22 protein-coding genes, 1 pseudogene and 1 riboswitch are annotated in these 26174 nt (G+C 69.0%); of the genes and pseudogenes, 15 read left to right on the top strand and 8 right to left on the bottom strand.

Annotation, left to right across the window (positions count from 1 at the left end):
* The first annotated feature begins 433 nt into the window (after positions 1–433).
* The 7 genes from X946_RS05680 to X946_RS05650 all read left to right on the top strand — a co-directional run bounded on the left by X946_RS05680 (position 434) and on the right by X946_RS05650 (position 9007).
* Positions 434–1834, top strand: coding sequence for a GGDEF domain-containing protein (locus X946_RS05680; protein WP_038744840.1), 1401 nt, complete (start codon positions 434–436; stop codon positions 1832–1834).
* A gap of 701 nt (positions 1835–2535) precedes the next feature.
* Entirely contained in the window at positions 2536–3663 is a 1128-nt protein-coding gene (locus X946_RS34960) for a hypothetical protein (RefSeq protein WP_038744807.1), read from the top strand.
* Positions 3660–4238 carry a hypothetical protein gene (locus tag X946_RS34955; RefSeq protein ID WP_161788640.1) on the top strand — a complete coding sequence of 193 codons (579 nt, stop codon included), beginning with the start codon at positions 3660–3662 and terminating at the stop codon, positions 4236–4238. The genes X946_RS34960 and X946_RS34955 overlap by 4 nt, the downstream gene beginning before the upstream one ends.
* Positions 4239–4304: 66 nt before the next feature.
* The gene (locus X946_RS05665; protein ID WP_235363993.1) at positions 4305–4700 is read left to right on the top strand and encodes a hypothetical protein; all 396 of its coding nucleotides are present in this window, start codon (positions 4305–4307) and stop codon (positions 4698–4700) included.
* 1118 nt (positions 4701–5818) lie between these two features.
* Positions 5819–6847 (top strand): LacI family DNA-binding transcriptional regulator, encoded by a 1029-nt coding sequence (locus X946_RS05660; protein WP_038744805.1) that lies wholly within the window; start codon positions 5819–5821, stop codon positions 6845–6847.
* A 221-nt stretch (positions 6848–7068) separates the two neighbouring features.
* Entirely contained in the window at positions 7069–8130 is a 1062-nt protein-coding gene (locus X946_RS05655) for an ABC transporter substrate-binding protein (protein WP_038744804.1), read from the top strand.
* Positions 8131–8182: 52 nt separating this feature from the next.
* The gene (locus tag X946_RS05650; RefSeq protein ID WP_038744803.1) at positions 8183–9007 is read left to right on the top strand and encodes an ABC transporter permease; all 825 of its coding nucleotides are present in this window, start codon (positions 8183–8185) and stop codon (positions 9005–9007) included.
* 180 nt (positions 9008–9187) lie between these two features.
* Here X946_RS05650 and X946_RS34950 read toward each other — a convergent pair whose 3' ends face one another.
* Positions 9188–9391 (bottom strand): hypothetical protein, encoded by a 204-nt coding sequence (locus tag X946_RS34950; protein ID WP_038744802.1) that lies wholly within the window; start codon positions 9389–9391, stop codon positions 9188–9190.
* Between the two features lie 666 nt (positions 9392–10057).
* Here X946_RS34950 and X946_RS05635 point away from each other — a divergent pair.
* From X946_RS05635 to X946_RS05625, 3 genes and pseudogenes are all read left to right on the top strand, one after another.
* Positions 10058–11007: pseudogene (locus tag X946_RS05635) on the top strand (ABC transporter permease).
* A 111-nt stretch (positions 11008–11118) separates the two neighbouring features.
* Positions 11119–12147 carry an ABC transporter ATP-binding protein gene (locus X946_RS05630; RefSeq protein ID WP_038744799.1) on the top strand — a complete coding sequence of 343 codons (1029 nt, stop codon included), beginning with the start codon at positions 11119–11121 and terminating at the stop codon, positions 12145–12147.
* Positions 12148–12206: 59 nt separating this feature from the next.
* Positions 12207–13031, top strand: a complete 825-nt coding sequence (locus X946_RS05625) for a phosphodiesterase (RefSeq protein ID WP_038744798.1) — start codon at positions 12207–12209, stop codon at positions 13029–13031.
* A gap of 607 nt (positions 13032–13638) precedes the next feature.
* Here X946_RS05625 and X946_RS05620 read toward each other — a convergent pair.
* Both X946_RS05620 and X946_RS05615 read right to left on the bottom strand, forming a co-directional pair.
* Complete coding sequence (locus X946_RS05620; protein ID WP_038744838.1) at positions 13639–14049, bottom strand: hypothetical protein; 411 nt, start codon at positions 14047–14049, stop codon at positions 13639–13641.
* A gap of 140 nt (positions 14050–14189) precedes the next feature.
* A complete protein-coding gene (locus X946_RS05615) occupies positions 14190–14948 on the bottom strand; it encodes a COG4705 family protein (RefSeq protein ID WP_038744797.1) in 759 nt (252 codons plus the stop codon).
* Between the two features lie 325 nt (positions 14949–15273).
* Here X946_RS05615 and X946_RS05610 point away from each other — a divergent pair, with 325 nt between their 5' ends.
* Positions 15274–16470, top strand: a complete 1197-nt coding sequence (locus X946_RS05610) for an MFS transporter (protein WP_038744796.1) — start codon at positions 15274–15276, stop codon at positions 16468–16470.
* Positions 16471–16664: 194 nt separating this feature from the next.
* On the opposite strand, the gene X946_RS05605 is transcribed toward X946_RS05610, so the two are convergent.
* From X946_RS05605 to X946_RS05580, 5 genes are all read right to left on the bottom strand, one after another.
* Positions 16665–17600 (bottom strand): EamA family transporter, encoded by a 936-nt coding sequence (locus X946_RS05605; protein ID WP_038744795.1) that lies wholly within the window; start codon positions 17598–17600, stop codon positions 16665–16667.
* 400 nt (positions 17601–18000) lie between these two features.
* Positions 18001–18792 (bottom strand): molybdopterin-dependent oxidoreductase, encoded by a 792-nt coding sequence (locus X946_RS05595; protein WP_038744793.1) that lies wholly within the window; start codon positions 18790–18792, stop codon positions 18001–18003.
* 15 nt (positions 18793–18807) lie between these two features.
* Complete coding sequence (locus X946_RS05590) at positions 18808–19764, bottom strand: cytochrome b/b6 domain-containing protein (protein ID WP_038744792.1); 957 nt, start codon at positions 19762–19764, stop codon at positions 18808–18810.
* A 43-nt stretch (positions 19765–19807) separates the two neighbouring features.
* On the bottom strand, positions 19808–20647 hold the full coding sequence (locus tag X946_RS05585; protein ID WP_038744837.1) for a DUF1223 domain-containing protein: 840 nt from the start codon (positions 20645–20647) through the stop codon (positions 19808–19810).
* Positions 20648–20827: 180 nt separating this feature from the next.
* On the bottom strand, positions 20828–21100 hold the full coding sequence (locus tag X946_RS05580; protein WP_038744791.1) for a pentapeptide MXKDX repeat protein: 273 nt from the start codon (positions 21098–21100) through the stop codon (positions 20828–20830).
* Positions 21101–21419: 319 nt separating this feature from the next.
* A riboswitch (TPP riboswitch) is annotated at positions 21420–21537 on the top strand.
* Positions 21538–21659: 122 nt separating this feature from the next.
* On the opposite strand from X946_RS05580, the gene thiC reads away from it, so the two are divergent.
* From thiC to X946_RS05560, 4 genes are all read left to right on the top strand, one after another.
* Complete coding sequence (gene thiC, locus X946_RS05575) at positions 21660–23591, top strand: phosphomethylpyrimidine synthase ThiC (RefSeq protein WP_038744790.1); 1932 nt, start codon at positions 21660–21662, stop codon at positions 23589–23591.
* Between the two features lie 216 nt (positions 23592–23807).
* Complete coding sequence (locus X946_RS05570) at positions 23808–24020, top strand: glycine zipper 2TM domain-containing protein (protein WP_038744789.1); 213 nt, start codon at positions 23808–23810, stop codon at positions 24018–24020.
* Between the two features lie 354 nt (positions 24021–24374).
* Complete coding sequence (locus X946_RS05565) at positions 24375–24593, top strand: hypothetical protein (protein ID WP_038744788.1); 219 nt, start codon at positions 24375–24377, stop codon at positions 24591–24593.
* Positions 24594–24785: 192 nt separating this feature from the next.
* The gene (locus tag X946_RS05560) at positions 24786–25718 is read left to right on the top strand and encodes a DMT family transporter (protein WP_038744787.1); all 933 of its coding nucleotides are present in this window, start codon (positions 24786–24788) and stop codon (positions 25716–25718) included.
* Positions 25719–26174 lie beyond the last annotated feature (456 nt).

The raw sequence follows: 26174 nt of genomic DNA, 5'->3' as shown, positions 1-26174 counted from the left end.
GCCCCGGATGCGCAATGTCGAGCCCGCTTCGATGCGCGCCGCGCCGGACGCACACGCCCGTTGCCGGCAACGGAACGCCCCATTCGGGCAATGCGGCGCGACGCGCAACCATGCGACGTCCGCACCGATTTCGCGCGGCGGGCATCCCCGTGAACTTCGCGGCCCGCCGCATGCGAATGTTTCATCACCAATTTCGCGGCTCGCGTCTGCGCCACAAAACTGAACAATCCGCCGCTTCGGCTACCCGTGCGAGTGCATGAAACCGGTCCGGCCGTATTGTCAAACGAAAGCCGCCGCCTATACTCTCGTCAGACAAACGAACGACGCATGACGAAACGAGGCAGCGCGAGACCCGACGCGACGGCGATTCGCCGGGCGACGCTCCGTGCTGATTGCCCACTTCGGGATACAGAACAGCATTGCGGAGGCCACCGTGAGCACCGTCTTCACCGCCCATGAATCGTCGCGCGTAATCGGCACGATCGCCCGGATCTACGCCGCGTGCCTGCTGATCGGCTTCGCGCTCGTCCCCGGGGTGCTGATCGTCTATGTGTGGCGCTTCATCGATCCGCATCTCATCTTCGAAAACCATCAGTTTCACGAACTGGCGATCGCCGCCGCGACGCTCGAGGGCCTGTTCGTCACCTATGTGACGTGGCGCTGCTATCTGTCGTCGGGCGAGCCGCTGCTGCGCTGGCTCACGCTCGGCTTCCTCGGCTTCGCGGTGATCTACTCGCTGCACGGCGCGTTCACCGGCATGGCGCATCGGAACATCTGGCTGTTCCTGCTGTACGGGCCCGCGTCGCGCCTCGTGATGTCGATCCTGCTGTTCGTCGGGCAGTTGTCGTACTTCAAGGATACCGAGGCGCCCGAGCAGCGCACCCAGCTATCGGTGTGGCTGCCGTGGGTTGCCGGCTACGTCGCCGTCTGCGTCGTCGTCGCGACGATCGCCTATTCGCCGATCGCGGGCAATCTGTGGACGCGCGTGTCGATGGAAGGCGGCGCGATGATCGTGTCGCTCGTCAATGTGGCGCTCCTGCTCGTGCGGCGCATCCGCACGCCGCTGATGCTCATCTACGGCGTCTCGGTGACGTCGTTCGCGCTGTCGTCGATCGCGTTCATTCTCGGCAAGCCGTGGAACCACATGTGGTGGCTCGCGCACGTCATCTTCGCGACCGGCTTCTTCACGCTGAGCTTCGGCGTCGTCCAGGCGCTCACGACGACCCGCTCGTTCGCGACCGTCTACAGCCAGCAGGACCTGATGGCGCGGCTCGCCGAATCGATGGCGCGCACCGAGGGCGCGCTGCAGGAGCTCAAGCGGACCAATCAGAAACTCGAGCATCTCGCGACCACCGATCCGCTCACAGGCGCGTCGAACCGGCGCAAGTTCATCGAGCAGATGCACGTGGAAATCGCGCGCGCGAAGCGCGACGGCACCGCGTTTTCGCTGCTCGCGCTCGATCTCGACAACTTCAAGAAGATCAACGACAACTACGGCCATCAGGTCGGCGACGTCGTGCTGCGCAATTTTGTCCGCCAATGCCTCGCCGCGATCCGCCCTTACGATCACATCGCGCGCGTCGGCGGCGAGGAGTTCATGGTGCTGCTGCCGCGGATGCTCGCCGACACGGCGAGCGGCATCGCAGAGCGCGTGCGCACGACGATCGCAAACACGCCGTTCGGCATCGACGGCAAGCACACGCCCGTGACCGTGAGCATCGGCGTGTCGCAATACGGGCGCGACGGCGACACCGTCGACGAGATCCTCAGCGCCGCCGACAAGCTGCTCTATCGCGCGAAAAACGAAGGCCGCAATCGCGTCGTCGCTTCGTAGGCGGCGGGACGAAAAGGCCGAGCCGCGCAACGCGATCGCTTCGGCGCGGCGGTGGATGGCGGGCGGTGGATGGTGGATGGTGGATGGTGGATGGTGGATGGTGGATGGTGGGCGGTCGGCGGTGGGCGGTGGGCGGTGGGCGGTGGGCGGTGGGCGGTGGGCGGTGGGCGGTCGGCGGTGGGCGGTCGGCGGTCGGCGGTCGGCGGTCGGCGGTGGATGGTCGGCGATGAGCGACGGCCAGCGGGCGATGGATGGCAAGCGACGGACTCTTCGAGACCACGAATCGCCTGCGGATCGTCGCCGCAACGCGATCCGGTCGAAAGGGCTCATGCCGAAGAGGACGATCGGACATCCGCCCCCAGCCGAAAAACGCTCGCCGCCACGCACGCGACAAGCGATCCGACGCGGCGATCCCCCATCACGCGACACGACGCGGCCCCGCGCCGGCCGGCGTTCGGCCCGCCGCCGGATTCGCGATCGGCGGCTTCGCGGGCATGACCAAGACGAACGGGCGGCCGCATTCGGTTGACGGCGGCATCGAGCCGACGAAGCAAGTCCGAATAGGTTCGCCGGTCCGCGCGGCGCGACGCGCCATTCAGTTCCTGCGCACGGTGCCGATAACCTTGTCGGGCCGCCTGACCGACGACGCGCGGGCGCTTCGCCGCATTCGCCGGCCATCACGACAACAACCGATTCCAACGATGAACCATTCCGACCGACCGACGCAGCGCACCGGACTCTGCGTTTTCATCCGCCGTCATCTGCGAATGCCGCTGCCGAAACTGGAGACGGGCCGATTCGGCTGGGCCAAGCGCTGGTTCGTCGACTGGCTCGTCCCCACGGGTGCATCCGCTTACGCGGCCTATCATCTGACAGGCGCGTTCGTGCGGCATTACCGAGCGCTGCTGCCGGAGCAAGTCGGGCATGGCGTCGCGCTCGACGTGATGTCCGAACTGATGTCGCTCGCCAATTCGAGGCCCTTCGCCTATACCGGCGCGGCGCTCATCGCGACGCTCGTGGCGCTCGTGCTCCATCGCATCCTGAAACGGCCGGCGCGCGGCGTTTGGCTCAACCGCCGCGACCGCCCCGTCGTCTACGCACTGCCCTTCGCGCTCGGCCTGCTCGTCGGCAAATTCCTCGCCTTCGCGGTTCCGGCGCTCGCTGTCGCGATCGCGGCCTATGCGTCCGAAGGCGCGATCGGGGCGGTCGCGCTCTTCGCGGTGCCGATCGCCGCCCTGTCCGCCGCCTACTACTTCCTGCTGTACGACGAGGTGCGCCCGCCCTCGATCGTCACGCTTTCGTTTCATCGCTCCCGGCCGTGCGGCGCGAAATCGAACGGCAACGGCGGCGCGCCGAAGGTCGGCATCGACGCCTGGCGCGAAGCGCATGTCGAATTGCAGGACGACGTGCACGCGATCGCGGACGCGGCGGGCGGCATGTGCGGCCAAAGCATTTTCGTGTCGCACGACATCGACGCCATCGTGATCGCTATCGCATTGAGCGTCGACGAGCGCGATTTGCACACGAATCGAGTACAGGCGCTCGCCGCGCAAATCGACCGCGTGCTGCGCAAATGGCGCGAAAAAGGCTATGCGAGCGGCTCGTTGCACGATGCAAAGGCGACGCCCGCGCCGCTCGAGGCGAAGGTGTCCGACGACGCGTTCTGGCTGCCCGAACCCGGACGCGTCACGCGCCTCGGCTCGTTGCGGCTCGAGCCGCGGAGCGGGCGCGCGGTGCGCGTCGTCGACGATGCTATCGGCGACCTGCGAGCGGGCGAATCGCGCGGGCGCGCCCGGCCACGCCGGGAACGCACGTTCGAGTTCGTTTGACGGACGCCCCGGCGGAATCGTTTGCCGCAGCAAGTGCGCCGCCGTTCGTCTCGATTCGGCGGCGGCGGCGATCGGGGCCCGCCTCCGCGAACGGTCGCCGCTTCACACGACGGGCGATGCGTCCGTCGCCCCGCCCATCGGGCTTCAGCGCCGCCTCCGGCTTCCGGCCACGGCATCGCTCACCGACGCAACGCATCGTCGGCTCGCAGCGTCCGCAGGATCTGGCGCGCCGAACGACGCGTGGCCAAGGCTCGTCTCGCCGTGCGTGTGCTCGCGCCGGCGTGGCGTCCACGAGCGACGCCGCCGCCGAGGCGGCGGTGTCGATTTGCGCGATCGCCGAGCGGATCATCGACATCGAGCTGCGGCCGCACGCACGACGCGCCGCCCGTCCGCATCGCATCTCGCATCTCGCATCTCGCGTGTCTCGTGTCTCGTGTCTCGTGTCTCGCGCATTGAGCATCGAGCTTCAAACTTCGATCTTCGATGCATCGAACATCGTGACGCTCCACGCGGTTTACGCATTTTTTGCGTCGCACCACGAACTCTATACACCGAATCTTCGCGCCGCTTTCTAGAATGCCCTTCATGTTCCAGACGAGATCTCCGCGACTCGAGCCGCACCGCGGCGCGGGGGCCAACGCATGAAGCCGCTCAGATTCCATTCCGATTCGATCGCCCTGCCTGCCTTCCACGCATCGCGCGCGACCGTTCATGATCGATCCGCGCCGATTCGCCCGCGCACCGCGCAGGCGGACTATCGCGTCCTGATGTCGATACGCGTCGGCACCGACAATCTGACCACCGTGCGGCGCGAGCTGCATCGGGTGCTCGGCTCCGCGCTCGACATCTACACGGCGGTCATCGACAACAAAACCGGACAGGCGTGCCTCGAGCTGGAACTGGCGAGCACGCGCGTGCAGGACGCAATGTCGTCGATCATGCGCATCCTGCCCGAAGCCGAGTTCGGCAAGATCCGCCGCTCGGCGCGCGACCCCGCATCCCGCGCGCCCACGGCGCGCATGCGGACGTCGGATTGATCGTCGGCTGCCGGTCCCGCATCGCGACGGGACACCGCATTTTCACGGCAGCGGCGATTCGATACGTGGATTCGACATCGCGCGGCGGCAAGCCGATGCCGATGCCTTCGATCCGATGCGAGCCTTTCGGCCCGCCGGACAGCACCGCCGATTCAGCCGGCTCCGCGGCGACGACGAGAAGCCCCGGGTTGCGCGCCCGCAGCCCATCGGCCACGCCGTGAAGCGAGTGCCCCGTGGAGCGCATCGCCGAGCAGGTCGGCTACGCGGACAGCGTCACGTTGCGCACGCCGCTGCGCTGGCGCTTGGGCAAAGGCGTGCGCGAGCCGCGCGGCGCGTAAGGGAAATGAGGCATCGGGACCTGGGCTGCGCCGCCGCATCCGGTCTCCGGCCGCGAGTCTCGCGCAGAATGGGTTCGATTCGGCCATCGTGCGGCCGCTTGCGCTCGCGGGAACGAAGACGTCCGGCAAACGCTTCTGCGGTTTCGAGGCGCGGCGGGCGAACTCGGTGCCGCCCAAAGGCGGGATGGTGCCGGGGACCGGACTCGAACCGGCAAGCCAATCAAGGCGGCGGATTTTCGTCACACTGCTTCTTTCGAAGCCGGCGCCGCGCGGCGCCGTTCGTGCGCTGGACTATGCCTTCGCCGTCGCGCGCGAGCGTTGCTGCCGCTCGTGCGCCTTAGGCGCCCCCCGTCTAGTCTCTACACCTTCCCCGCCGCCGCTTTCGCGACCGCTTCGGGCTTGGCTCGGCGTTGCCTCGGCGCATCGCGCGCCAGGGGTTTCGCCGAATTTGAAGGGTTCTGCACCGGCCGTTTCCGGCCGGGCACTCAATCGTTTAAGTCCGCTATGTTTACCAATTTCATCACCCCGGCAAGGGCGGACCGCATTCTACCACCGCTGCGCCCTCCCCAATACGCTTTCGCCCCTCGATAGCCTGGCCCGCGGCGGCCCGTCGGCGCACCGCTCATCGCCGCGGTTCGCCTCGAATCCGCCGCCGCCAACGCGTCAACGCCGGCGATCGATCGCTCGACGAACGGCCCTGCCCCTGCGTCATCAGTTCTTCATCGACGCCGCCGATAATCCCGACGACGAAAACGTTTACACGCATCCGCCACACGCTTCATGACGCCGACCATCAAAGACGTCGCCGCGCTCGCCGGCGTGTCGATCGCGACCGTGTCGCGCGCGATCAACGCGCCGCACACGGTCAATCCCGCGACGCTCGAACGCATCCGCGCCGCGATCGGCACGCTGCGCTTTCGCCCGAACCCGCTCGGCCGGCAATTGCGCAGCGACCGCACGCAACTGATCGGCGTCGTGCTGCCGACGCTGTCGAACCCCGTCTTCGCCGAATGCCTGCAAGGCGTCGACGAGCTCGCGACGCGCGCCGGCTTCAAGCTGATCGTGATGTCGACCGAATACGACGCCGCGCGCGAGCGCCACGCGATCGAGACGCTGCGCGCGCAGCGCGTCGAAGGCCTGATGCTGACCGTCGCCGACGCCGACGCGCATCCGCTCCTCGACGAGCTCGACCGCGACGGCCCGCTCTACGTGCTGATGCATAACGACACGCCGCATCGCCCGTCGGTCGCGGTCGACAATCGCCGCGCCGCGTACGACGGCGTGCGGATGCTGATCGAGCGAGGCCATCGGCGCGTGCTGATGCTCGCGGGCTCGCTCGACGCGTCGGACCGCGCGCGGCTGCGCGTGCGCGGCTACGCGCAGGCGCTCGACGAGCACGGGCTCGAGCCGCTGCCCGCGCTCGAAATCGACTTCAACGCGCCGACGCTGCCGCACGCGATGCTCGCGCATCTGAGCGCGCGCGCGACGCGGCCGACCGCGCTTTTTTGCAGCAACGACTGGCTCGCGATGGTCGTGATGCGCGGCCTGCGCGATGCGCGCCTCGCCGTGCCCGACGACATGTCGGTGCTCGGCTTCGACGGCCTCGCGGTCGGCGCGCTGCTCGCGCCGCCGCTCGCGAGCGTCGCGACGCCGAATCGCGAGATCGGCCGCGCCGCGTGGCGGCGTCTTGCCGAGCGCATCGCCGGCGAGCGTCACGCGCAGCCGTGGCTCACGCTGCCGCACACGGTGCGCGAAGGCGCGACCGTCGCGCCGCCGCGCGATGCGCGCATGCCGCGGCGAGCCGTATGAATGCGCGCCGAACGCGCGCCGCGTTCGCGCCCGATTCGCGTCGGATTCGTTCCAGATTTGTTCTGGATTCGTGCCGAGTTCGTGCCCGATTCGCGTCGGGTTCGTTCCCCTCTCGCTTCGGATTCATGCCGGATTCGCGCCGCGTTCGCCTCGCCCCCGCCGTCGATGCGCATCGAGCCCGCCCTGACTTCATTCGTTTCGCCCGCCCAAGGAGACCTGCCGTGACCGTCCGCCGCTCTTTCTTCCCGCGCTCGCCGCTCGCCGCCGTGCGTCGCGCGTGCGCCGCCGCGCTCATCCCGCTCGCGTCGCTCGCGCTGTCGCTCGGCGCGCGCGTCGCGCACGCGCAAGACACCGCGATCTGCTACAACTGCCCGCCCGAATGGGCCGACTGGGCTTCGCAGATCGCCGCGATCAAGCAGAAGACCGGCATCCGCGTGCCGTTCGACAACAAGAACTCGGGCCAGGCGATCGCGCAGCTCATCGCCGAGCAAAAGAGCCCCGTCGCGGACGTCGTCTATCTCGGCGTGTCGTCGGCGTTCCAGGCGAAGGACAAGGGCGTGACCGCGCCGTACCGGCCCGCGCACTGGAACGATATCCCCGCCAACCTGAAGGACCCGCAGGGCTACTGGTTCGCGATCCATTCGGGCACGCTCGGCTTCTTCGTCAACAAGGACGCGCTCGACGGCAAGCCGGTGCCGCGCTCGTGGGCCGATCTGCTGAAGCCCGAGTACAAGGGCATGGTCGGCTATCTCGATCCGTCGAGCGCGTTCGTCGGCTACGCGGGCGCGGTCGCGGTGAACGAGGCGCTCGGCGGCGGCTTCGAGAACTTCCAGCCCGCGCTCGACTGGTTCCGCAAGCTGAAGGCGAACCAGCCGATCGTGCCGAAGCAGACCGCGTACGCGCGCGTGCTGTCGGGCGAAATCCCGATCCTGCTCGACTACGACTTCGACGCGTATCGCGCGAAATACAAGGACCACGCGAACGTCGAATTCGTGATTCCGAAGGAAGGCACGATCGCGGTGCCGTACGTGATGAGCCTCGTGAAAGGCGCGCCGCACGACGCGAACGGCAAGAAGGTGCTCGACTTCGTGCTGTCCGACGAAGGCCAGAAGCTGTGGGCGAACGCATATCTGCGCCCGGTGCGCGCGCCGGCGCTCACGGCCGACGTCGCCGCGAAATTCCTGCCCGCGAGCGAATACGCGCGCGCGAAGAGCGTCGATTTCGGCAAGCTCGCGGCCGGCCAGCAGGCGTTCGGCAAGCAGTATCTGCAAGTGATGCAATGAACGTGCGGCGCGCCGCGCCGCTCTCCCCCTGTCCGCACGAGTCGATATCACGATGTCCGATCTCACGTTCCCGTCGCGTTGGCGCATCGCGCTCGTCGCGCCCGCGCTCGCCGTGTTCGTCGCGTTCTGGCTGCTGCCGATGGTCTCGCTCGTGCGGGTGTCGGCGGACGGCGCGTTCGTCGACGCCTATGTCGCGCTGCTGTCGAACGCGCGCTACATGAAGTCTCTCGCGTCGACGGTCGCGCTGTCCGCCGCCGTCACGCTCGCGACGCTCGCGCTGTCGACGATCTCGGGCCTGCTGCTCGCGCGGCGCGAATTCGCGGGCAAGCGCACGCTGATCGCGCTGCTCACGTTTCCGCTCGCATTTCCGGGCGTCGTCGTCGGCTTCATGGTGATCATGCTCGCCGGACGGCAGGGCTTGATCGGCATGCTGTCGCAACGGTTCATCGGCGATCGCTGGGTGTTCGCGTATTCGGTCGCGGGCCTGTTCGTCGGCTATCTGTACTTCTCGATTCCGCGCGTGATCGTCACCGTGATCGCCGCGGCGTCGAAGCTCGACCCGTCGCTCGAGGAAGCCGCGCGCTCGCTCGGCGCGTCGCCGTGGCACGTGCTGCGCGACATCGTGCTGCCCGCGCTCGCGCCGGGCCTGGTCGCCGCGGGCGCGATCTGCTTCGCGACCGCGATGGGCGCGTTCGGCACCGCGTTCACGCTCGCGACCGATCTCGACGTGCTGCCGATGACGATCTACACCGAGTTCACGCTGAACGCGAACATCGCGACGGCGGCCGGATTGTCGATCTTGCTCGGAATCGTCACGTGGGCGGTGCTTGCGCTCGCGCGCAACCTGACGGGGCAGGCGACGGCGGCTTCCGCGTGAAGCGGGCGCGACGGCGAACGAATCGTCGCTGCAATGGAAAGGAAAGGGAGGGAAAGAAGATCCGACGCCGGACCGCTCGAATCGGGACGCCGGGAAAGCGCGTCCTTGCCGGCCGCGTCGGATCGACGCGCCGCGGCCGCGAGCCCGGATGCGGGCGTCGGCCGCGCGTCGCGCCGGCGCTTACGCCTTCGCCGACGACAATTGCCCCTTCGGGTTGGTCAACCAGTTGTTCGCATTGACGACGAGCGTATTGGCATTGGTGAGCAGCGTGCTCAACGCGCTGCTGTTGATCGTGAACGTGCCGCCCAGCAGATTGAACGTGCCGTTGATCAGGTTATCGCCGCCGTGAATGCGCCGGCATTGCTCCATCGATATCGTTTGCATCGATTACTCCCTCCTCGTAGACAACAAAAAAGAGCGGGGTCGCCACTCTCGTTCCTGGTCATCAACAATCGCCCCGCAACGTGCCGCATGACACGCCGGCCGAAGCATGCCGTCGTACGACGCGCCTGGTGCTCGGCCCGTTTGCCCGGAGTCCTCAACACCATTCGGCGATTCAATATAGCGTAACGGCATGCGCGGCGACATCGGGGGAACCGGCAATTAGACGGATTGCTCGGCGTCGTTCCCGGCGATGCGCGCGGGCGTTGCGGCGGTCGCGCGCGCCTGCGCTTCCCTGTCGCGCTTCGCATGCGCTTCGAAACGGCTCGCGCACGTTTCGCTCGCACTTCGCTCTCGTTTCGCTCGCGTGATTCGACGCGGCGGCGGCACGGCGAAGGCCCAGCCTCGAATCGCCGCGCTCGCCACATTCGACGAATGCGGCACGGGTCGCGCCCCCGCTCTTCGTTCAAACGTTTAAAACTGTCGCGCCGCGATGCGCGTTCAATCGATCGTGCAAGCGGGCATCGTGTGCGCTTGGTCTGCGCTTGGTCTGCTCTCGGCATGCGCTTGGCGTGCGCACAGCGCGCCCATCGTCTGTCCGGCTCGCCGCCCCGCGCGCGCGCCGACGGCTCCCGTCGCGCCGTCATCAGTTCTTCATCGACGCCCTCGATAATCCCCTCGACGAAAACGTTTACATCGCTTCCGCACGCATCATGACGCCGACCTTCAAGGACGCCGCCGCGCTCGCCCGCCCCGCCGCCGCCGTGACCGATTCCGACGAGCCGCCGACGGCCCGCCGCCCGCGCCGCGCCGCGTTCGACTGGCTCGCCGCCGCGCAATGGGCGGTCACGCTCGCGCTCTGCGCGTTCCTCATCGTGCCCGTCGCGATGTCGGTGCTGGCCGGGCTCACGGTCAACTATTTCCGCGGGCCGTCGAGCGGGCTCACGCTGCGCTGGCTCGGCGAAGTGTGGACGCAATATCACGGCTCCGTGTTTCTGTCGCTCGAGGTCGCGGCCGCGACGCTCGCGATCACGCTCGTCGCGGGCGTGCCGGCGGGCTATGCGCTCGCGCGCAGCCGCAGCCGCGTGTCGCGCGTGATCGAAGAGGCGCTCGTGCTGCCCGTCGCGTTGCCGGGCCTCGCGTCCGCGCTCGCGCTCCTCTCGGTCTACGGCGGCTTCGCCGCGTTCCGCACGAGCGTGTGGTTCATCGTCGTCGGCCACGTCGTGTTCACGCTGCCGTTCATGGTCCGCGCGGTCGCGGCCGTCGCCGCGCGCGCCGGCCTGCGCACGCTCGAGGAAGGCGCGGCGAGCCTCGGCGCATCGTTCGTCACGCGCTTCGCGACGATCGTGTTGCCGAACCTGCGCTCCGGCATCGTCGCGGGCGCGCTCGCGGTGCTCACGCTGTCGATCGGCGAATTCAACCTCACGTGGATGCTGCATACGCCCGACACGAAAACGCTGCCCGTCGGCCTCGCCGACACGTACGCGTCGCTGCGCCTCGAGATCGGCAGCGCGTACACGATCCTGTTCCTGCTGATGACGCTGCCGCTGCTCGTCGCGATGCAGCGCCTCGGCGTCGATCCGTCCGGCGCGCGCCGCGATGCGCGCAAGCGCCGCTGATTTGATGCCGTCATCGCGCGGCGCGTTCGCCGCTCAATGTGCCGCTCAATGTGCCGCTCAATTCGTGCTTCATTTCACCGCCTCTTTCTCCGCCTTCTCGCCGCCCCGCCGATGAAACTCGAATCCGTACCGATCACCCTGACCCGTTGCGCGAAGACCTTCCACGGCGCGCGCGTGCTGGAGCCGCTCGACCTCGCGATCGGCGCGGGCGAGACGCTCGTGCTGCTCGGCCCGTCCGGCTGCGGCAAGACGACCACGCTGCGCCTCATCGCGGGGCTCGACGTGCCCGACGCGGGCGGTGCGATCGCGTTCGGCGCCGACGACGTGACCGCGCTGCCGATCGAAAAGCGCGGCGTCGGCATGGTGTTCCAGAACTACGCGCTGTTCCCCAACCTGTCGGTGCGCGGCAACGTCGGCTACGGGCTGCGGATTCGCCGCACCGATCCGCGCGCGCTGCGCGAGCGCGTCGACGAGCTGCTCGCGATGATGCGGCTCACCGCGCACGCGGACAAGCCGATCGACGCGCTGTCGGGCGGCCAGCGGCAGCGCGTCGCGCTCGCGCGCGCACTCGCGGTGCGCCCGCGCGTGCTGCTGCTCGACGAGCCGCTCACCGCGCTCGACGCGCAGCTGCGCGACGCGCTGCGCCGCGAGATGAACGCGCTGCTGCGCGAGCTCGGCGTGACGACGGTCTACGTGACGCACGACCAGGCCGAGGCGATGGAGCTCGGCGACCGGATCGTCGTGATGAGCGCGGGGAAGATCGAGCAGATCGGCGCGCCGCGCGACGTCTACTATCGGCCGGCGACCCGCGCGGTCGCGCGCTTCATCGGCACGCTCAACCGCATCGAAGGCGTGTGGCGCGACGGCGCGCTCGTGACGACGGGCGGCAAGCTCGCCGCCGCGTCGCCGGCAAACGAGCTATTCTTTCGACCGGAGGACGCGCGCCTCGTCGATCCGTCCGGCGCCACGCTGCGCGGAGCGGTCGCGCACTGCGCGTTCCTCGGCGAGCGCACGCGCGTGACGGTCGAGCAGGCGGCGCCCGATGCGCTCGTCATCGACATGCCGGGCCGCGTCGACCTCGCGCGCGGCACCGCGGTCGGCGTCGCGATCGCGGCCGAGGGCCTCATCGCGCTCGCGTGACGGACGCCCCGCGCTCGATTCGAAACATTCAAGCGACGACGAACACAACGAGGAAGACGATGCTGCTTGCCCACATCAGCGATCTGCACATCAAGCGGCCCGGCATGCTCGCGTATCGGCGCGTCGACACGGCCGCGCATCTCGCGCGCTGCGTCGCGCGGCTGAACGCGCTCGAGCCGCGCCCGGACGCGGTGCTCGTCACGGGCGACCTGACCGATTTCGGCGACGACGACGAATACGCGCATCTGAAATCGCTGCTCGCGCCGCTCGCGATTCCGTACTACCTGCTCGTCGGCAATCACGACGACCGCGCGGCGCTGCGACGCGCGTTCCCCGATCGCGCGGAGCTGCAATCGGGCGAGTTCGTCCAGTACGCGCTCGATCTCGGTCCGCTGCGCGTGATCGCGCTCGATTCGCAGATTCCGGGCGCGAGCGGCGGCACGCTGTGCGACGCGCGGCTCGCGTGGCTCGCCGGCCAGCTCGACGCCGCGCGCGAACGCCCGGTGATCGTCGCGCTCCATCATCCGCCGTTCGCGTGCGGCATCGGCCACATGGACGCGATGCGGCTCGAGCCGGCCGCGTCGGGCCGGCTCGATGCGCTGCTGCGGCGCTTTCCGAACGTCGAGCGCGTGCTGTGCGGGCACGTGCACCGGACGATGTTCGCGCGCTTCGGCGGCACGATCGCGTCGGCGGTGCCCGCCCCCGCGCATCAGGTCACGTTCGACCTGCGCGACGACGGGCCGTCGTCGTTCTCGATGGAGCCGCCCGCGTTCGCCGTGCATCGCTATGCGCCGGACGCGGGGCTCGCGTCGCATCACGTGTATGTCGATGCGAGCGACGGGCCGCATCCGTTCTTCGAGACGACGGGGGCGTTGATCGATTGAGCGACCGGGTGGGGGGTGATCCGTTCGGCGGTTTGGCGGTTTGGCGGTTTGGCGGTTGGCGGTTGGCGGTTGGCGGTTGAACGATTCAGCGATTCAGCGATCGACTGGTCGGATCACCGATTGATCGCCTGAGCGATGCCATTACGCGCAGCAAGCGCGTCGCCGCGCATGTGCGCGCTTCTGCCGGGCCGCGCAGAACGGTGCCGCGACATCGGGCCGCATAGGCCGCCGTACATCCCGTCCAGCAACCCACATCGCACACATCGCACTTCGCATAGCGTGCGGCATACGGTTTGCGACATGCTCATACGGAATGCGAAATGCGATGTGCGATGTGCGATGTGCGATGTGCGATGTGCGGTCTGCGGTCTGCGGCGTGCGGCGTGCGGCGTGCGGCGTGCGGCGGCATCATGATCACCCACGCGACAAACACCGGGAGCACGCACGCTCACGTGTAGGCTGACGTGTACGCCGTCGTCCACGCGGCGAACATCCGGGCAATACCGTCTACCGCTCATCGCTCAGCGCTCTTCACCCACCGCCCTTCACTCCAGCCGGCCGGCATCGCGCCCCCGCACGAGCCGGCCGTTTCATGCCGAAGCCGCTATCAGCGCGCCCCGCTCGTCCGGTCGATGACGGCGAGCAATTCGGCGAGCGCCTGCTTGCACGCGCCGGCCTGCGGCCGGTCGGCGCGCAGCGCGGCGAGCGCGCGATCGATCGCCTTGTCGACCGCGTGCCAATCCGCCGCCGCGCGCGGCTTGAGCGACGGCTCCGCGTCGTCCCACGACGTTTCCAGATCCTTGATGCGCGCCTTCGCGCCGGCGAGATCGCCCTTGTCGACGAGCTTCGCGGTGTCGACGGCGATCGCGCGGAACGGCGACAGATCGCCGAGCTTCGAGACGGTCGCGGCTTCGGCCGCGCTCGGCGCGACGCCTGCGGGCGACACGGCGCCGATGCCGAATGCGGCGGCCGCCAGCGCGGGCGCGACGGCGAATGCGATGAGCTTGCGCTTGATCATGTTCAATCTCCTGGTGGTGAATGTGAACGAAACGGATGAATGCGACGCCGGCCTCGGTTGCGAAAGCGACATCGACATCGACATCGACATCGACATCGACAACGACAACGACTGCGACGGCGACGACGACAGCAACAACATCACCGTCCGCGCGCCGGCGCCCCGAGCCGATCCGCGCGCGCCGCGGCGACGCTCAGCCCCGCGACGAGCACGACGATCACCGCGAGAAACACGGCGCTCGTCTTGATCGTGCCGAGCCCGAGGCCGCCGTACGCTTGCGCCTGCGACAGGAAATCGCCGAGCGACGCGCCGAGCGGGCGCGTGAGGATGTACGCGAGCCAGAACGCGAGCACGCGGTTCATCCCGCCGAGGGCGGCCGCCGCGACGAGCGCGATCGCGCCGCCGAACGCGACGATCCCGAGCCGGAATCCGAGGCCGAGCGCCTCGGTCGCGAGATCGCCCGCCGCCGTGCCGAGCGCGAACGTCAGCAGGATCGCGGCCCAGTAGAACCCTTCGCGGCGCGGCGTGACGATCGTATGGATCGACAGCGTCCGCTCGCTGCGATACCAGAGCGCGAACGTCGCCGCGAGCGCGGCCGCGAACAGCGGCGTGCTGACGTAGAGGCTGACGCCGAGGCCGTCGGTCAGCGCGTCGGTGATCTGCGTGCCGACGACGCTGACGAGCACGATGGTCAGCCAGTAGATCCACGGCACGTAAGCGCGCGCGCGCCATTGCAGCGCGAGCGCGCAGATCAGCAGGCCGGACATCAGCGCGCCCGTGACGGCGGCGCCGAGCCCGACGTGCACGGCGAGATAGTCGGCGCCGGTCTCCCCGACCGTCGTCGACATGATCTTGACGATCCAGAACGCGAGCGTGACTTCCGGGACTTTGTTGAGCATGCCTGCGGCTGCAGGCGGACGGGCTGGCTGGTTCAATCGGATTCTCCTGGTCGCGCCGGTTGCGCAGAGCGAGCCGGATTCCGGCAACGGCGGCGCGGCGAATGACGAACGCTCCCACGGCTCGCTCGGACGCCACTATGCAGGCCGGCCGCTTAAGGCGACATTAACGAGGCGGCGGGCGGCCGCCGGGCCGCGAACGCGCCGCCCGCCAGCAGAGTTTCGGGACGTCCGGTATGATCGGCGCTCGCGGCATTTCGCCTCCCCTGTTTCGATCGACGACGCGGTCCGCGCGCGCCGTGCGCGCCGCGTTTCGCCCACACGCACCATGCCCTCGCAGCCCCGCCCTCGCGCCGACGCGCCCGACCGCTATTCGCGCAGCCTGTTGCTGCTGCTCGCGACGATCGCGGGCGTGTCCGTCGCCAACATCTATTACAACCAGCCGCTCCTCGACGCGTTCCGCGCGTCGTTTCCGGGCAGCGCGTCGTGGATCGGCGTCGTGCCGACCGCGACGCAGCTCGGCTACGCAACCGGCATGTTCTTGCTCGCGCCGCTCGGCGACCGCTTCGACCGGCGCAAGCTGATCCTGCTGCAGATCGCCGGGCTCTCGGCCGCGCTCGTGATCGCCGCGGCCGCGCCGACGCTCGCCGTGCTCGCCGCCGCGAGCCTCGCGATCGGCATCCTCGCGACGATCGCGCAGCAGGCGGTGCCGTTCGCCGCCGAGATCGCGCCGCCCGCCGCGCGCGGGCAGGCGGTCGGCACCGTGATGAGCGGGCTCCTGCTCGGCATCCTGCTCGCGCGCACGGCGGCGGGCTTCGTCGCCGAATATTTCGGCTGGCGCGCGGTGTTCGCCGCGTCGGTCGCGGCGCTCGCCGCGCTCGCGGCCGTGATCGTCGCGCGCCTGCCGCGCAGTTCGCCGACGTCGACGCTGCCGTACGGCAAGCTGCTCGCGTCGATGTGGCAACTCGCGCGCGAGTTGCGCGGACTGCGCGACGCGTCGATGACGGGCGCGGCGATCTTCGCGGCGTTCAGCGCGTTCTGGCCCGTGCTCACGCTGCTGCTCGCGGGCGAGCCGTTCCATCTGGGGCCGCAGGCGGCGGGCCTGTTCGGAATCGTCGGCGCGGCGGGCGCGCTCGCCGCGCCGTATGCGGGCCGCTTCGCCGACAAGCGCGGGCCGCGCGCGATCATCACGCTCGCGATCGCGCTGATGGCCGTGGCGTTCGTGATCTTCGCGATGTCGGGCCGCAGCCTCGTCGGCCTCGTGATCGGCGTGATCGTGCTCGACGTCGGCGTGCAGGCCGCGCAGATCTCGAACCAGTCGCGCATCTACGCGCTGAAGCCCGATGCGCGCAGCCGCGTGAACACGGTCTACATGGCCTGCTATTTCATCGGCGGCGCGATCGGCTCGTCGGCGGGCGTCGCCGCATGGCGCGCGATGGGCTGGATCGGCATGTGCGCGGTCGGCCTGCTGTTCTCGGCCGTCGCGGCGATCGTGCATTACCGCGGCCGCGCGAGCGGGCAGTAACCGCCCGGCGCGGCGGCGCACGGCCGCCGCATGCCGCACGACTCAGGGATTCACGGATTCACGGATTCACGGATTCACGAGTTCACGAGTTCACGGGTTCACGATGCACGCCACACGAAGCATGACGCACGACGCCTCGCGCCGCTTTCGCCTCGTGCTCCGCGCCGCGCATCGTCGCGACGCTACCCGCGGCGTTATTGCATCCGCTTGCGCGCCGGATCGAACGCGAACGACAACCCGACGCTGCCGAGAATCGCGACGGTCGCGATCACGGTCGCGAGCGTGACGGGCTCGCCGAGCAGCAGCGCGCCGAGCGCGACCGCGACGACCGGATTCACGTACATGCAGCTGCTCGCGATGATCGGGCTCGTGTGGCGGATCAGGTAGCCGTACGCGACGTACGCGGCCATCGTGCCCGCGAGCATCAGGTAGACGAACGCGACGCCGGGCACAAACGCGACGTGCTCGATGCGCTCGCCGAGCACCCATGCGATGCAGGTGGACGCCGCGCCGCCGAGGCCGATCTGCAGCGCGGTCGACAGGAACAGGTCGTGCGGCAGCGCGAGCCGCGCGGCGAGATGCGCGCCGCCCGCCCAGAAGAGCGCGCCCGCGAGCACGGTGATGCTGCCGAGCGTCGAGCCGGGCGACGACGGCCCGCCCGAATTCAGCACGACGATCCCGACCATCCCGAGCGCGACGGCCGCCCATTCGCCGCCCGTCACGCGCCGCCCCGCGACCGATGCGATCACCGTCGCGAAGAGCGGCACGGTCGCGACCATCACGGCGGCCGAGCCGCTGCTGACCGTGCGCATCCCGAGCGCGATGAGGCCGGACGACATCGTGACGAGCATCGTGCCGACGAGCGCCGCGTTGCGGATCTCGACGAGCGTCGGCCGCACCGGGCGCCGCCGCATCGCGAAGATGAAGAGCCCGATTCCCGCGAGCAGGTTGCGCAAGCCGGACAGCAGCAGCGGCGGAAACGATTCGAGCGCGACGTGCAGCGCGAGATACGTCGAGCCCCACGCGAAATAGATGAACGTGAGCGCGAGCGCGACGCGGCCGCCGCGGCTTTGCGGCAAACGGAGCGGACGGCGTGCGAGGAACGCGAGGGGGCGATCGAACGGCGTCATCGGTCAGCGTGCCCGCACGGAGTGACGCGTGCCGTGCCGCGCGTTCGCGCGCAAAGCGGCGCGACTGCCGGCGAGCGGCCCCGATATATCCGGAATGACGAGAGACGGCGGCGTGCGAAACGACGAATCGGAGCGTGCGGCGGCGAACATGACCGAAGAAGGCGAACGGACTCGAATGAATATGTGCGCGGCCGGACGGCCGCATACCGCCAGCATTATGCATTAAGGAATGGAAAACGAATGCCGGCGCGAATCGAACGCGCGCTCGGTGACGCGTCGGCGCGACATTTCATTCGCGGCACACCGGCGTTTTCGTTTTTCGACCGTCGAGACGAAGCCGCAAAAACACGAGCGGCGCGAGCCACGCATCGCCCCGCCCGCGCGGCGTCGCCCGAGCGCGTCACGACCCGCCGAACCAGTTGTAGCCCTGGTCGACCCAATATCCGCCCGGATACGTATTGGTGACGAATATCTCCATGATGTGCTTCGGATTCTTGTAGCCGAGCTTGGTCGGCATGCGCAGCTTCATCGGAAAACCGTATTCGGGCGGCAGGCGCTTGCCGTCGTATTCGAACGTCAGCAGCGTTTGCGGATGCAATGCGGTCGGCATGTCGATGCTCTCGTAATAATCGTCCGCGCATTTGAAGCCGACGTATTTCGCGGTCGTGTCCGCGCCGGCGCGGCGCAGGAATTCGCGAAACGGCGTGCCGCCCCAGCGCCCGATCGCGCTCCAGCCCTCGACGCAGATGTGCCGCGTGATCTGCTCCGCGTGCGGCAGCGCGTACAGCTCCGGCAGCGTCCAGCTGCGCTTGCCCGTGACGAGCCCCGACACGGCGAGCCGAAAATCGTCGGCGCTGACGCGCGGCACGTCGTCGATGCCGTAGAACGCGTTGAACGGAAACGGGCGCGTGATGTCGGCTTCGGCGTACGTCGGCGCGAGCCGCGTCGGGCCGAACAGCCACGCCTGCACGCGATCGTTCGCGCGCGACACCTTCTCGAGAAAATCGTCGACCGACGCGTCGTCGCGCAGCGTGCAGCCCGTGAGCATCGCGAGGCCGCCGAGCGTCAGCACGCGCTTGCCGAAGAGGCGCCGCGACGGCAGCGCGAGCTCCTTGCGCACGTCGATCAAGAGCGACGCGCGATCGATCCGCGCAAGGTCGCCCGCCGGCTTTTTCCTGTCGCTTTCGGACATGATGAGTGACTCCTTTTAGTGTCCGCGCAGCATCGCGACGAGCGAGCGCGGAACGAGCGCCGCCATCGCGACATGCACGACGAAGAACGCGACGAGAAACGCCATCGCCCAGAAGTGCACGACGCGGGCGTTGTCGTAGCCGCCGAGCAGCTCGCGCAGCAGCGGAAACTGCACCGATTTCCAGATCACGAGCCCGGACAGCACGAGCAGCACGAGATCGGCGATCGCCGCGACGTACGCCGCGCGCTGGACCGCGTTGTAGACGGACAGATCGTCGTGCGACAGCCGGCCGCGCAGCGCATCGCGCAGATCGCGCGCGACGCCCGTCGCGCTGAGCGGCAGGAACTTGCGCTTGAAGCGCCCGGTCGCCGCGCTCATCGTCAGATAGAACACGCCGTTGAAGAACAGCAGCCACATCGCGGCGAAGTGCCATTGCAGCGCGCCGCCGAGCCAGCCGCCGAGCGTCGCGCCGCGCGGGAACGTGAAGCCCGCATAGATCGGCGACGCGTCGTAGATCCGCCAGCCCGACAGCGCCAACGTCACGGCCGCGACCGCGTTGAGCCAGTGGCTCGCGCGCACCCACAGCGGATGGATCGGGCGGCGCGGGCGGGAAGCGGACGTTGCCGCGTCCGTCGCTTGCGCGTCCGTCGGTGCCGGGTTCGCCGCGCGGGGCGGCGCGTGGTGCATGGCGTGTGGCATTGCGCCGGCCGCTCCGCGGGCCATCGCGGGGGCCGCGGCATCGGTCATTGCGCCGGGCGTCGCGCCGGTCGTTGCATCGGCCTTCGCGTCGCCGGTTGCGCCGGCCACCGCGCGCACCTTCCCGCACACCTTCCCGCGCACCTCCGCGTCAGCCGCCGCGCTCGTCGACGCGCCGGTCGACTCACCCGCCCCCGCGTCCGCCCGCGCGCCGGTCGCGGCCCTGGTCCACGCGCCCTTCGCGCCCTTCGCGCCCTTCGTCGTTATTGCGTTCATTGGCGATGCCCTCCTTCGTTGATCGATGGCGCGCGCACGTCGCTCACCCGCACAGCGGCAGATCGAGCGCCTGCAGCACGTCGCCCGTCGCGTGATCCTCGACGAACGCGGCGACGCCGTAGCGCGCGGCGTCCTGCGCGCGCAGGTTCGCGGGCAGCGGCAGCGTGCGCCGCACGTCGAGCGGCGCGACCGCGCCGGCCGTCGACGCGAGCGGCCCGAATGAGAGCGGCCCGATCCACTGCCGCACGACGCGCTCGTGGCGCAGCGTCGCGCCGCGGTTCTCGCCCGCGCGCACCGGCGATTCGATGCCGTTCTCGTACAGCGCGAGATACGCGTCGAGCGCGCGCGGCGCGCCGGCGCGCGGCGTCACCGACAGCTCGACGTCGAGCGCGTCCGCGCGCCGCGCGGCGGACAGCGCGATGCCGACGCGCGCGGGCTCGCCCGCCGTCGCGACGACGCGCCGCTCGAACGCGCTCGCATCGCGCCAGTCGCGCAGCTCGCGGCCCGCGACCGCGACTTCCGGCGTATAGACGAAGCGGCCGCCGCCGCGCGATGCGAGCGCGTGCTGCCGTTCGGTGAAGCGATGCTGCGCGAAGCGGTCGGTCCAGCCGAGGCCGTCCCAGTAATCGACGTGCAGCGCGAGCGGCACGACCCGCAGCGCGGCGCGATGCGGGGCAAGCCGCGCGAGCCAGTCGTCGGCGCTCGGGCAGCTGCTGCAGCCCTCGCTCGTATAAAGCTCGACGAGCGCCTGCCGGCCGTCGGGGCTGCGGGCGACGCAGGCGCCGCCCGCGGCCGCCTGCGCGATGCCTGCGGCGGCAAGCGCGAGCGCCGCCGCAACGGCGCGCATCGAAACGGAAAATGAATTCGACATGGGAAAGCTCATCGTTCGGCGCCGGAGCGCGGGCGCGGTGCGCCGCGCGCGCCGGCATGCGCGACGCGAACTGCGCGACGCGATCCGGCATCGCGCGACGCACCGCGCCGCGAAACACGGGCCGCCCGCACGGCGAGCGAGCGGGCGGGCCGAGCCGGATCGCGCGTTCAAGCGCGCGTTCGACGACGCCGCTCAGTTCGACATCGGGCTCATCTTGTCGGACGACATCGGCTTTTTCATCGCGTCCTTCGGCGTGTGGCCCTTCTTCATGCCGCCCTTCGCCATGTGATCTTGCTTCTTCATGCCCATCTCGTCCTTCGACATCGCGCCCTTCGACATCTCGCCCTTCGACATCGCATCCTTCGACATCGCATCTTTCGACATCGCGTCGTTCTGCGCATGGGCGAGCGGCGCGGCGAGCGCGAGACCGGCGACACAGGCGAAAGCAAACAGATTCCTTTTCATGGGATAGCTCCATCGTTATTGATTGAGGAGCCGAATAGTCGGGATGCAACGGCGAATATGACAACGGCCGCAAAATTTTTTTTCGGCACCGGCGCTTGCGCGGGCGACGGGCGCTCGCGCGGCGCACCATCGCGCCGCCGCGCACGCCGACCGGGGCCCCGCGCCCCAAGAAGCGGCGCCCGCGCGGCCCGGATGCCTGCGCGCCGGCCCGATCCGCACCCGCCGCGCCGCGCCGCAGCATGCGCGCCCGACCGCGCATTCGCGCGCAACCGATCTGTCCCCTGTTGAAACCTCGGCCGACCCGGTGTATCTTCTGCGCTTGCTAACGCGGGGGTCCTGCATTGCGCTCGGTCAAGCGATCGTGCGGCGCGGGTGAGAAATACCCTTTGAACCTGATCTGGGTAATGCCAGCGCAGGGAAGCGTCCGGGTTTCGCCGCCGTTCCACGTCAGAATCCCGTCGCGTCGCGAATCTCGTCTCCTGCTTAGCGCCCCACACCCGCTTTGCATGGGACCCGAGTCAGCGCTCAAGCGCCAGCTCGAGTCGACACAGGAGATCGCATGAACGCCAATCCCAAATTCCTGTCGGCCGACGCCCGCGTCGACGCCGCCGCCGTCGCCCCGCTGCCGAACTCGCGCAAGATCTACGTGACGGGCTCGCAGCCCGACATTCGCGTGCCGATGCGCGAGATCACGCAGTCGGACACGCCGACGAGCTTCGGCGGCGAACGGAATCCGCCGATCTACGTGTACGACACGTCGGGCCCGTACACGGACCCCGACGCGAAAATCGACATCCGCGCCGGCCTGCCCGCGCTGCGCCAGCGCTGGATCGACGCGCGCGGCGACACCGAGACGCTCGAGGGCCTCACGAGCGAGTACGGCCGCGAGCGCGCGGCCGATGCGGCGACGGCCGAGCTGCGCTTCCCCGACCTGCACCGCCATCCGCGCCGCGCGAAGGCGGGCAAGAACGTCACGCAAATGCACTATGCGCGTCAGGGCATCATCACGCCCGAGATGGAATTCATCGCGATCCGCGAGAACCAGCGCCGCGCCGAGTATCTCGAAAGCCTGAAGGCGAGCGGCCCGAACGGCGCGAAGCTCGCCGCGATGATGGGCCGCCAGCACGCGGGCCAGGCGTTCGGCGCCGCGGCCTTCGGCGCGAGCGCGCTTGCGCAGATCACGCCGGAGTTCGTGCGCGACGAAGTCGCGCGCGGCCGCGCGATCATCCCCGCGAACATCAATCACCCGGAAACCGAGCCGATGATCATCGGCCGCAACTTCCTCGTGAAGATCAACGCGAACATCGGCAACTCGGCCGTCACGTCGTCGATCGGCGAGGAAGTCGACAAGATGACGTGGGCGATCCGCTGGGGCGGCGACACGGTGATGGACCTGTCGACCGGCAAGCACATCCATGAAACGCGCGAGTGGATCATCCGCAACAGCCCGGTGCCGATCGGCACGGTGCCGATCTACCAGGCGCTCGAAAAGGTCAACGGCAAGGCCGAGGACCTGACCTGGGAAATCTTCCGCGACACGCTGATCGAGCAGGCCGAGCAAGGCGTCGACTACTTCACGATCCACGCGGGCGTGCGCCTGCAGTACGTGCCGCTCACCGCGAACCGGATGACGGGCATCGTGTCGCGCGGCGGCTCGATCATGGCGAAGTGGTGCCTCGCGCATCACAAGGAAAGCTTCCTGTACGAGCATTTCGAAGAGATCTGCGAAATCATGAAGGCGTACGACGTGAGCTTCTCGCTCGGCGACGGCCTGCGCCCCGGCTCGATCTACGATGCGAACGACGAAGCGCAGCTCGGCGAGCTGAAGACGCTCGGCGAGCTCACGCAGATCGCGTGGAAGCACGACGTGCAGGTGATGATCGAAGGCCCCGGCCACGTGCCGATGCAGCTGATCAAGGAAAACATGGATCTGCAGCTCGACTGGTGCAAGGAAGCGCCGTTCTACACGCTCGGGCCGCTCACCACCGACATCGCGCCGGGCTACGACCACATCACGTCGGGCATCGGCGCGGCGATGATCGGCTGGTTCGGCACCGCGATGCTGTGCTACGTGACGCCGAAGGAGCACCTCGGCCTGCCGAACAAGGACGACGTGAAGGAAGGCATCATCACGTACAAGCTCGCCGCGCACGCGGCCGACCTCGCGAAAGGCCACCCGGGCGCGCAGGTGCGCGACAACGCGCTGTCGAAGGCGCGCTTCGAGTTCCGCTGGGAAGACCAGTTCAACATCGGTCTCGATCCGGACAAGGCGCGCGAATTCCACGACGAAACGCTGCCGAAGGATTCGGCGAAGGTCGCGCACTTCTGCTCGATGTGCGGCCCGCACTTCTGCTCGATGAAGATCACGCAGGACGTGCGCGAGTTCGCCGCGCAGCAGGGCATGTCGGAAAACGACGCGCTGAAGAAAGGCATGGAAGTGAAGGCCGTCGAGTTCGTGAAGAGCGGCTCGGAGATCTATCACCGGCAGTAATGCCGGCGTACGCTCCGCCGCGCCCCGAAAGCCCGCCTCGCGCGGGCTTTTTTGCGTCCGCGCAACGGCGCTTCGGGGGACGAAACAATTGATTACGAAAGCCGCGGCGCTCTAACAAGTCCTTACAGCGCATAACGGACCGCCCGCGTAGATTTTGAATGTGGGCTGCATCGAAGCATGCGTGCCCACGCGTCTCTTTCATCCGAGGAATGAACAATGAAATCGATTCGGCGTATTGGGGTATGCGCAATGCTCATCGCGGCAGCCGCCAGTCTGTCGGCTTGCGACACGATGACCCATCAGCAACGTAACGCAGCAATCGGCGCGGGCATCGGCGGCGTCGCCGGCGCGGCGATCGGCGGCAACGCCCTGTCGACGATCGGCGGCGCGGCCGCGGGCGGCCTGATCGGCAGCCAAGTCGGCAAGTAAGCCCGCGAATCGGGCGCACCGTGCAGACGGGCCGCGCCCTTGAATGCGGACGGCGTGCGCCGCCTTCGTCGCGGCGCGCACCGTCCGGCCGTTTCGCGCAGCCGGTTCACGCAACCGTTTCACCCGGCCGTTTTACCCGGTCGTTGCCCGGTCGTTGCCCGGTCGTTGCCCGGTCGTTGCCCGGTCGTTGCCCGGTCGCGCCGCATAGCGTCGCGAGCATGGCGATGCACGCGACGCCCGCGCCGCGCCCGCGGCGGAAATGATCCGTTACCGTTTCACACAGCGTTTCACACGAGAGCGGTCTAAGCTCGCAAGCATCGAATCCTGCCCCGCACGCACGACTGCGGAACCATCATGAACAAGACACTTGTCGCCGCCGCGCTCGCGAGCGTCGCGCTCGCCGGCTGCTATTACCCGTACGGCTACTACCCGGCGGGCGGCTATTACGCGACGCCGGTGGAAACCGCGCCCGTGTACGTCGCGCCCGCGTATCCGTCGTACTACTATCCAGCGCCGTCCCTGTCGCTGAACTTCGGCTACTGGGGCGGCGGCCGCGGCTGGCACCGCCACTGACCCCGCGCCGCGCGCGAACTTCCCGCGCGCGGCGCGACGGCCCCGCTTTCGCATCCGCCGCGCGCCGTCGATGCGCGGCTCGGGCGTTCGTTCTCGAATCTTGCTGTTTCATCTCAGCCTGAAACATCGCGTAACAGCGCGGTGTAAGATGCTTGGCCAGCCCTCCGTCGACAGCCAAGTGCCCGATCCTCGATGAACCTCAAGAACGCCTTCCTGCTGATCATCCTCGCCGCGCTCTGGGGCGCATCGTTCCTCTTCATTCGCGTCGGCGTCACCGAATTCGGCGTCGCGCCGCTGATGGCGCTGCGCGTCGGCATCGGCGCGCTCTTTCTCGTCGCGCTGATGCTCGCGCGCCATTCGCCGCGCGAGCTGGCCACGCTGCTGCGCAAGCACGCATGGCCGCTCTTCGTCGTCGGGCTGCTCAACTCCGCCGCGCCGTTCTGCCTGTTCGCGTTCGCCGAGCTGACGCTGTCGGCGGGCGTGACGTCGGTCATCAACGCGACGACGCCGCTCTGGGGCGCGCTCGTCGCGTATCTGTGGCTCAAGGATTCGCTGTCGCTGCCGCGCGCGCTCGGCCTCGTGGTCGGCTTCGCGGGCGTGCTGACGCTCGTCTGGGATCAGGTGTTCTCGCCGCACGGCGCGAATCCGGGCTCGCCCGCGACGGCCGCGCTCGCCGCCGCCGCCGCGCTCGGCGCGACGTTGCTGTACGGAATCGCCGCGAACTTCACGAAGCGCAAGCTCACGGGCGTCGATCCGCTCGTCAACGCGACGGGCAGCATGATCGGCGCGACGATCCTGCTTCTGCCGTTCGCGCTCGCGACGTGGCCCGCCGCGCCCGTCTCCGCGCACGCGTGGGGATCGGTGCTCGCGCTCGGCATCGCGTGCACGGGCATCGCGTACCTCATCTTCTTCTACCTGATCGCGCACATCGGGCCGGCCCGCGCGATCACCGTCACGTTCGTGATCCCGGTGTTCGGCATTCTGTGGGGCGCGCTCTTCCTCGGCGAACACGTGTCGCTCGCGATGCTCGAAGGCTGCGCGATCGTGCTGCTCGGCACCGCGCTCGCGACCGGTGTGATCAAGCGGATTCCCGGCGTTCGGACTCGGCGGAACGAGGCGGCCTGACGGTCGTGCGGGAACCGGGCGGCACGCCGCATCGCGTCGCGTCGTCGGCGGATGGCGCGGAGGTCGTTCGCGAAGCTCGAAGACCGGTCGAGCACGCTGCTCGGCGCTGCACTCGCGATCGGCGTGATCGAGCAGGTTCCCGGCGTTCAGGTTCGACGAAACGGCGTGGCGTGCCGCGTCGTCAGTGGATGGCGCGGAGGTCGTTCGCGAAACTTGAAGGCCGGTCGAGCACGCTGCTCGGCGCTGCGCTCGCGATCGGCGTGATCGAGCAGGTTCCCGGCGTTCAGGTTCGACGAAACGGCGTGGCCTGACAGTCGAACGAAAGTCGGATGCCGCGCGGCAACGCCGGCCGGCGTTGCGCCGTTGCGGCGGTACGGCGGTACGGCCGGGCGTGCGACGCGACACAGCGCGTGCGGCGGGCCGGACGGCCGGCGAGTCGCGGATGTCGTCCGCACG

The organism is Burkholderia sp. ABCPW 111 (assembly GCF_000773065.1).
GTDB lineage: Bacteria > Pseudomonadota > Gammaproteobacteria > Burkholderiales > Burkholderiaceae > Burkholderia > Burkholderia savannae.
The sequence above is the reverse complement of the archived record's forward strand: the minus strand, read 5'-3'. Positions and strand labels throughout refer to the sequence as shown.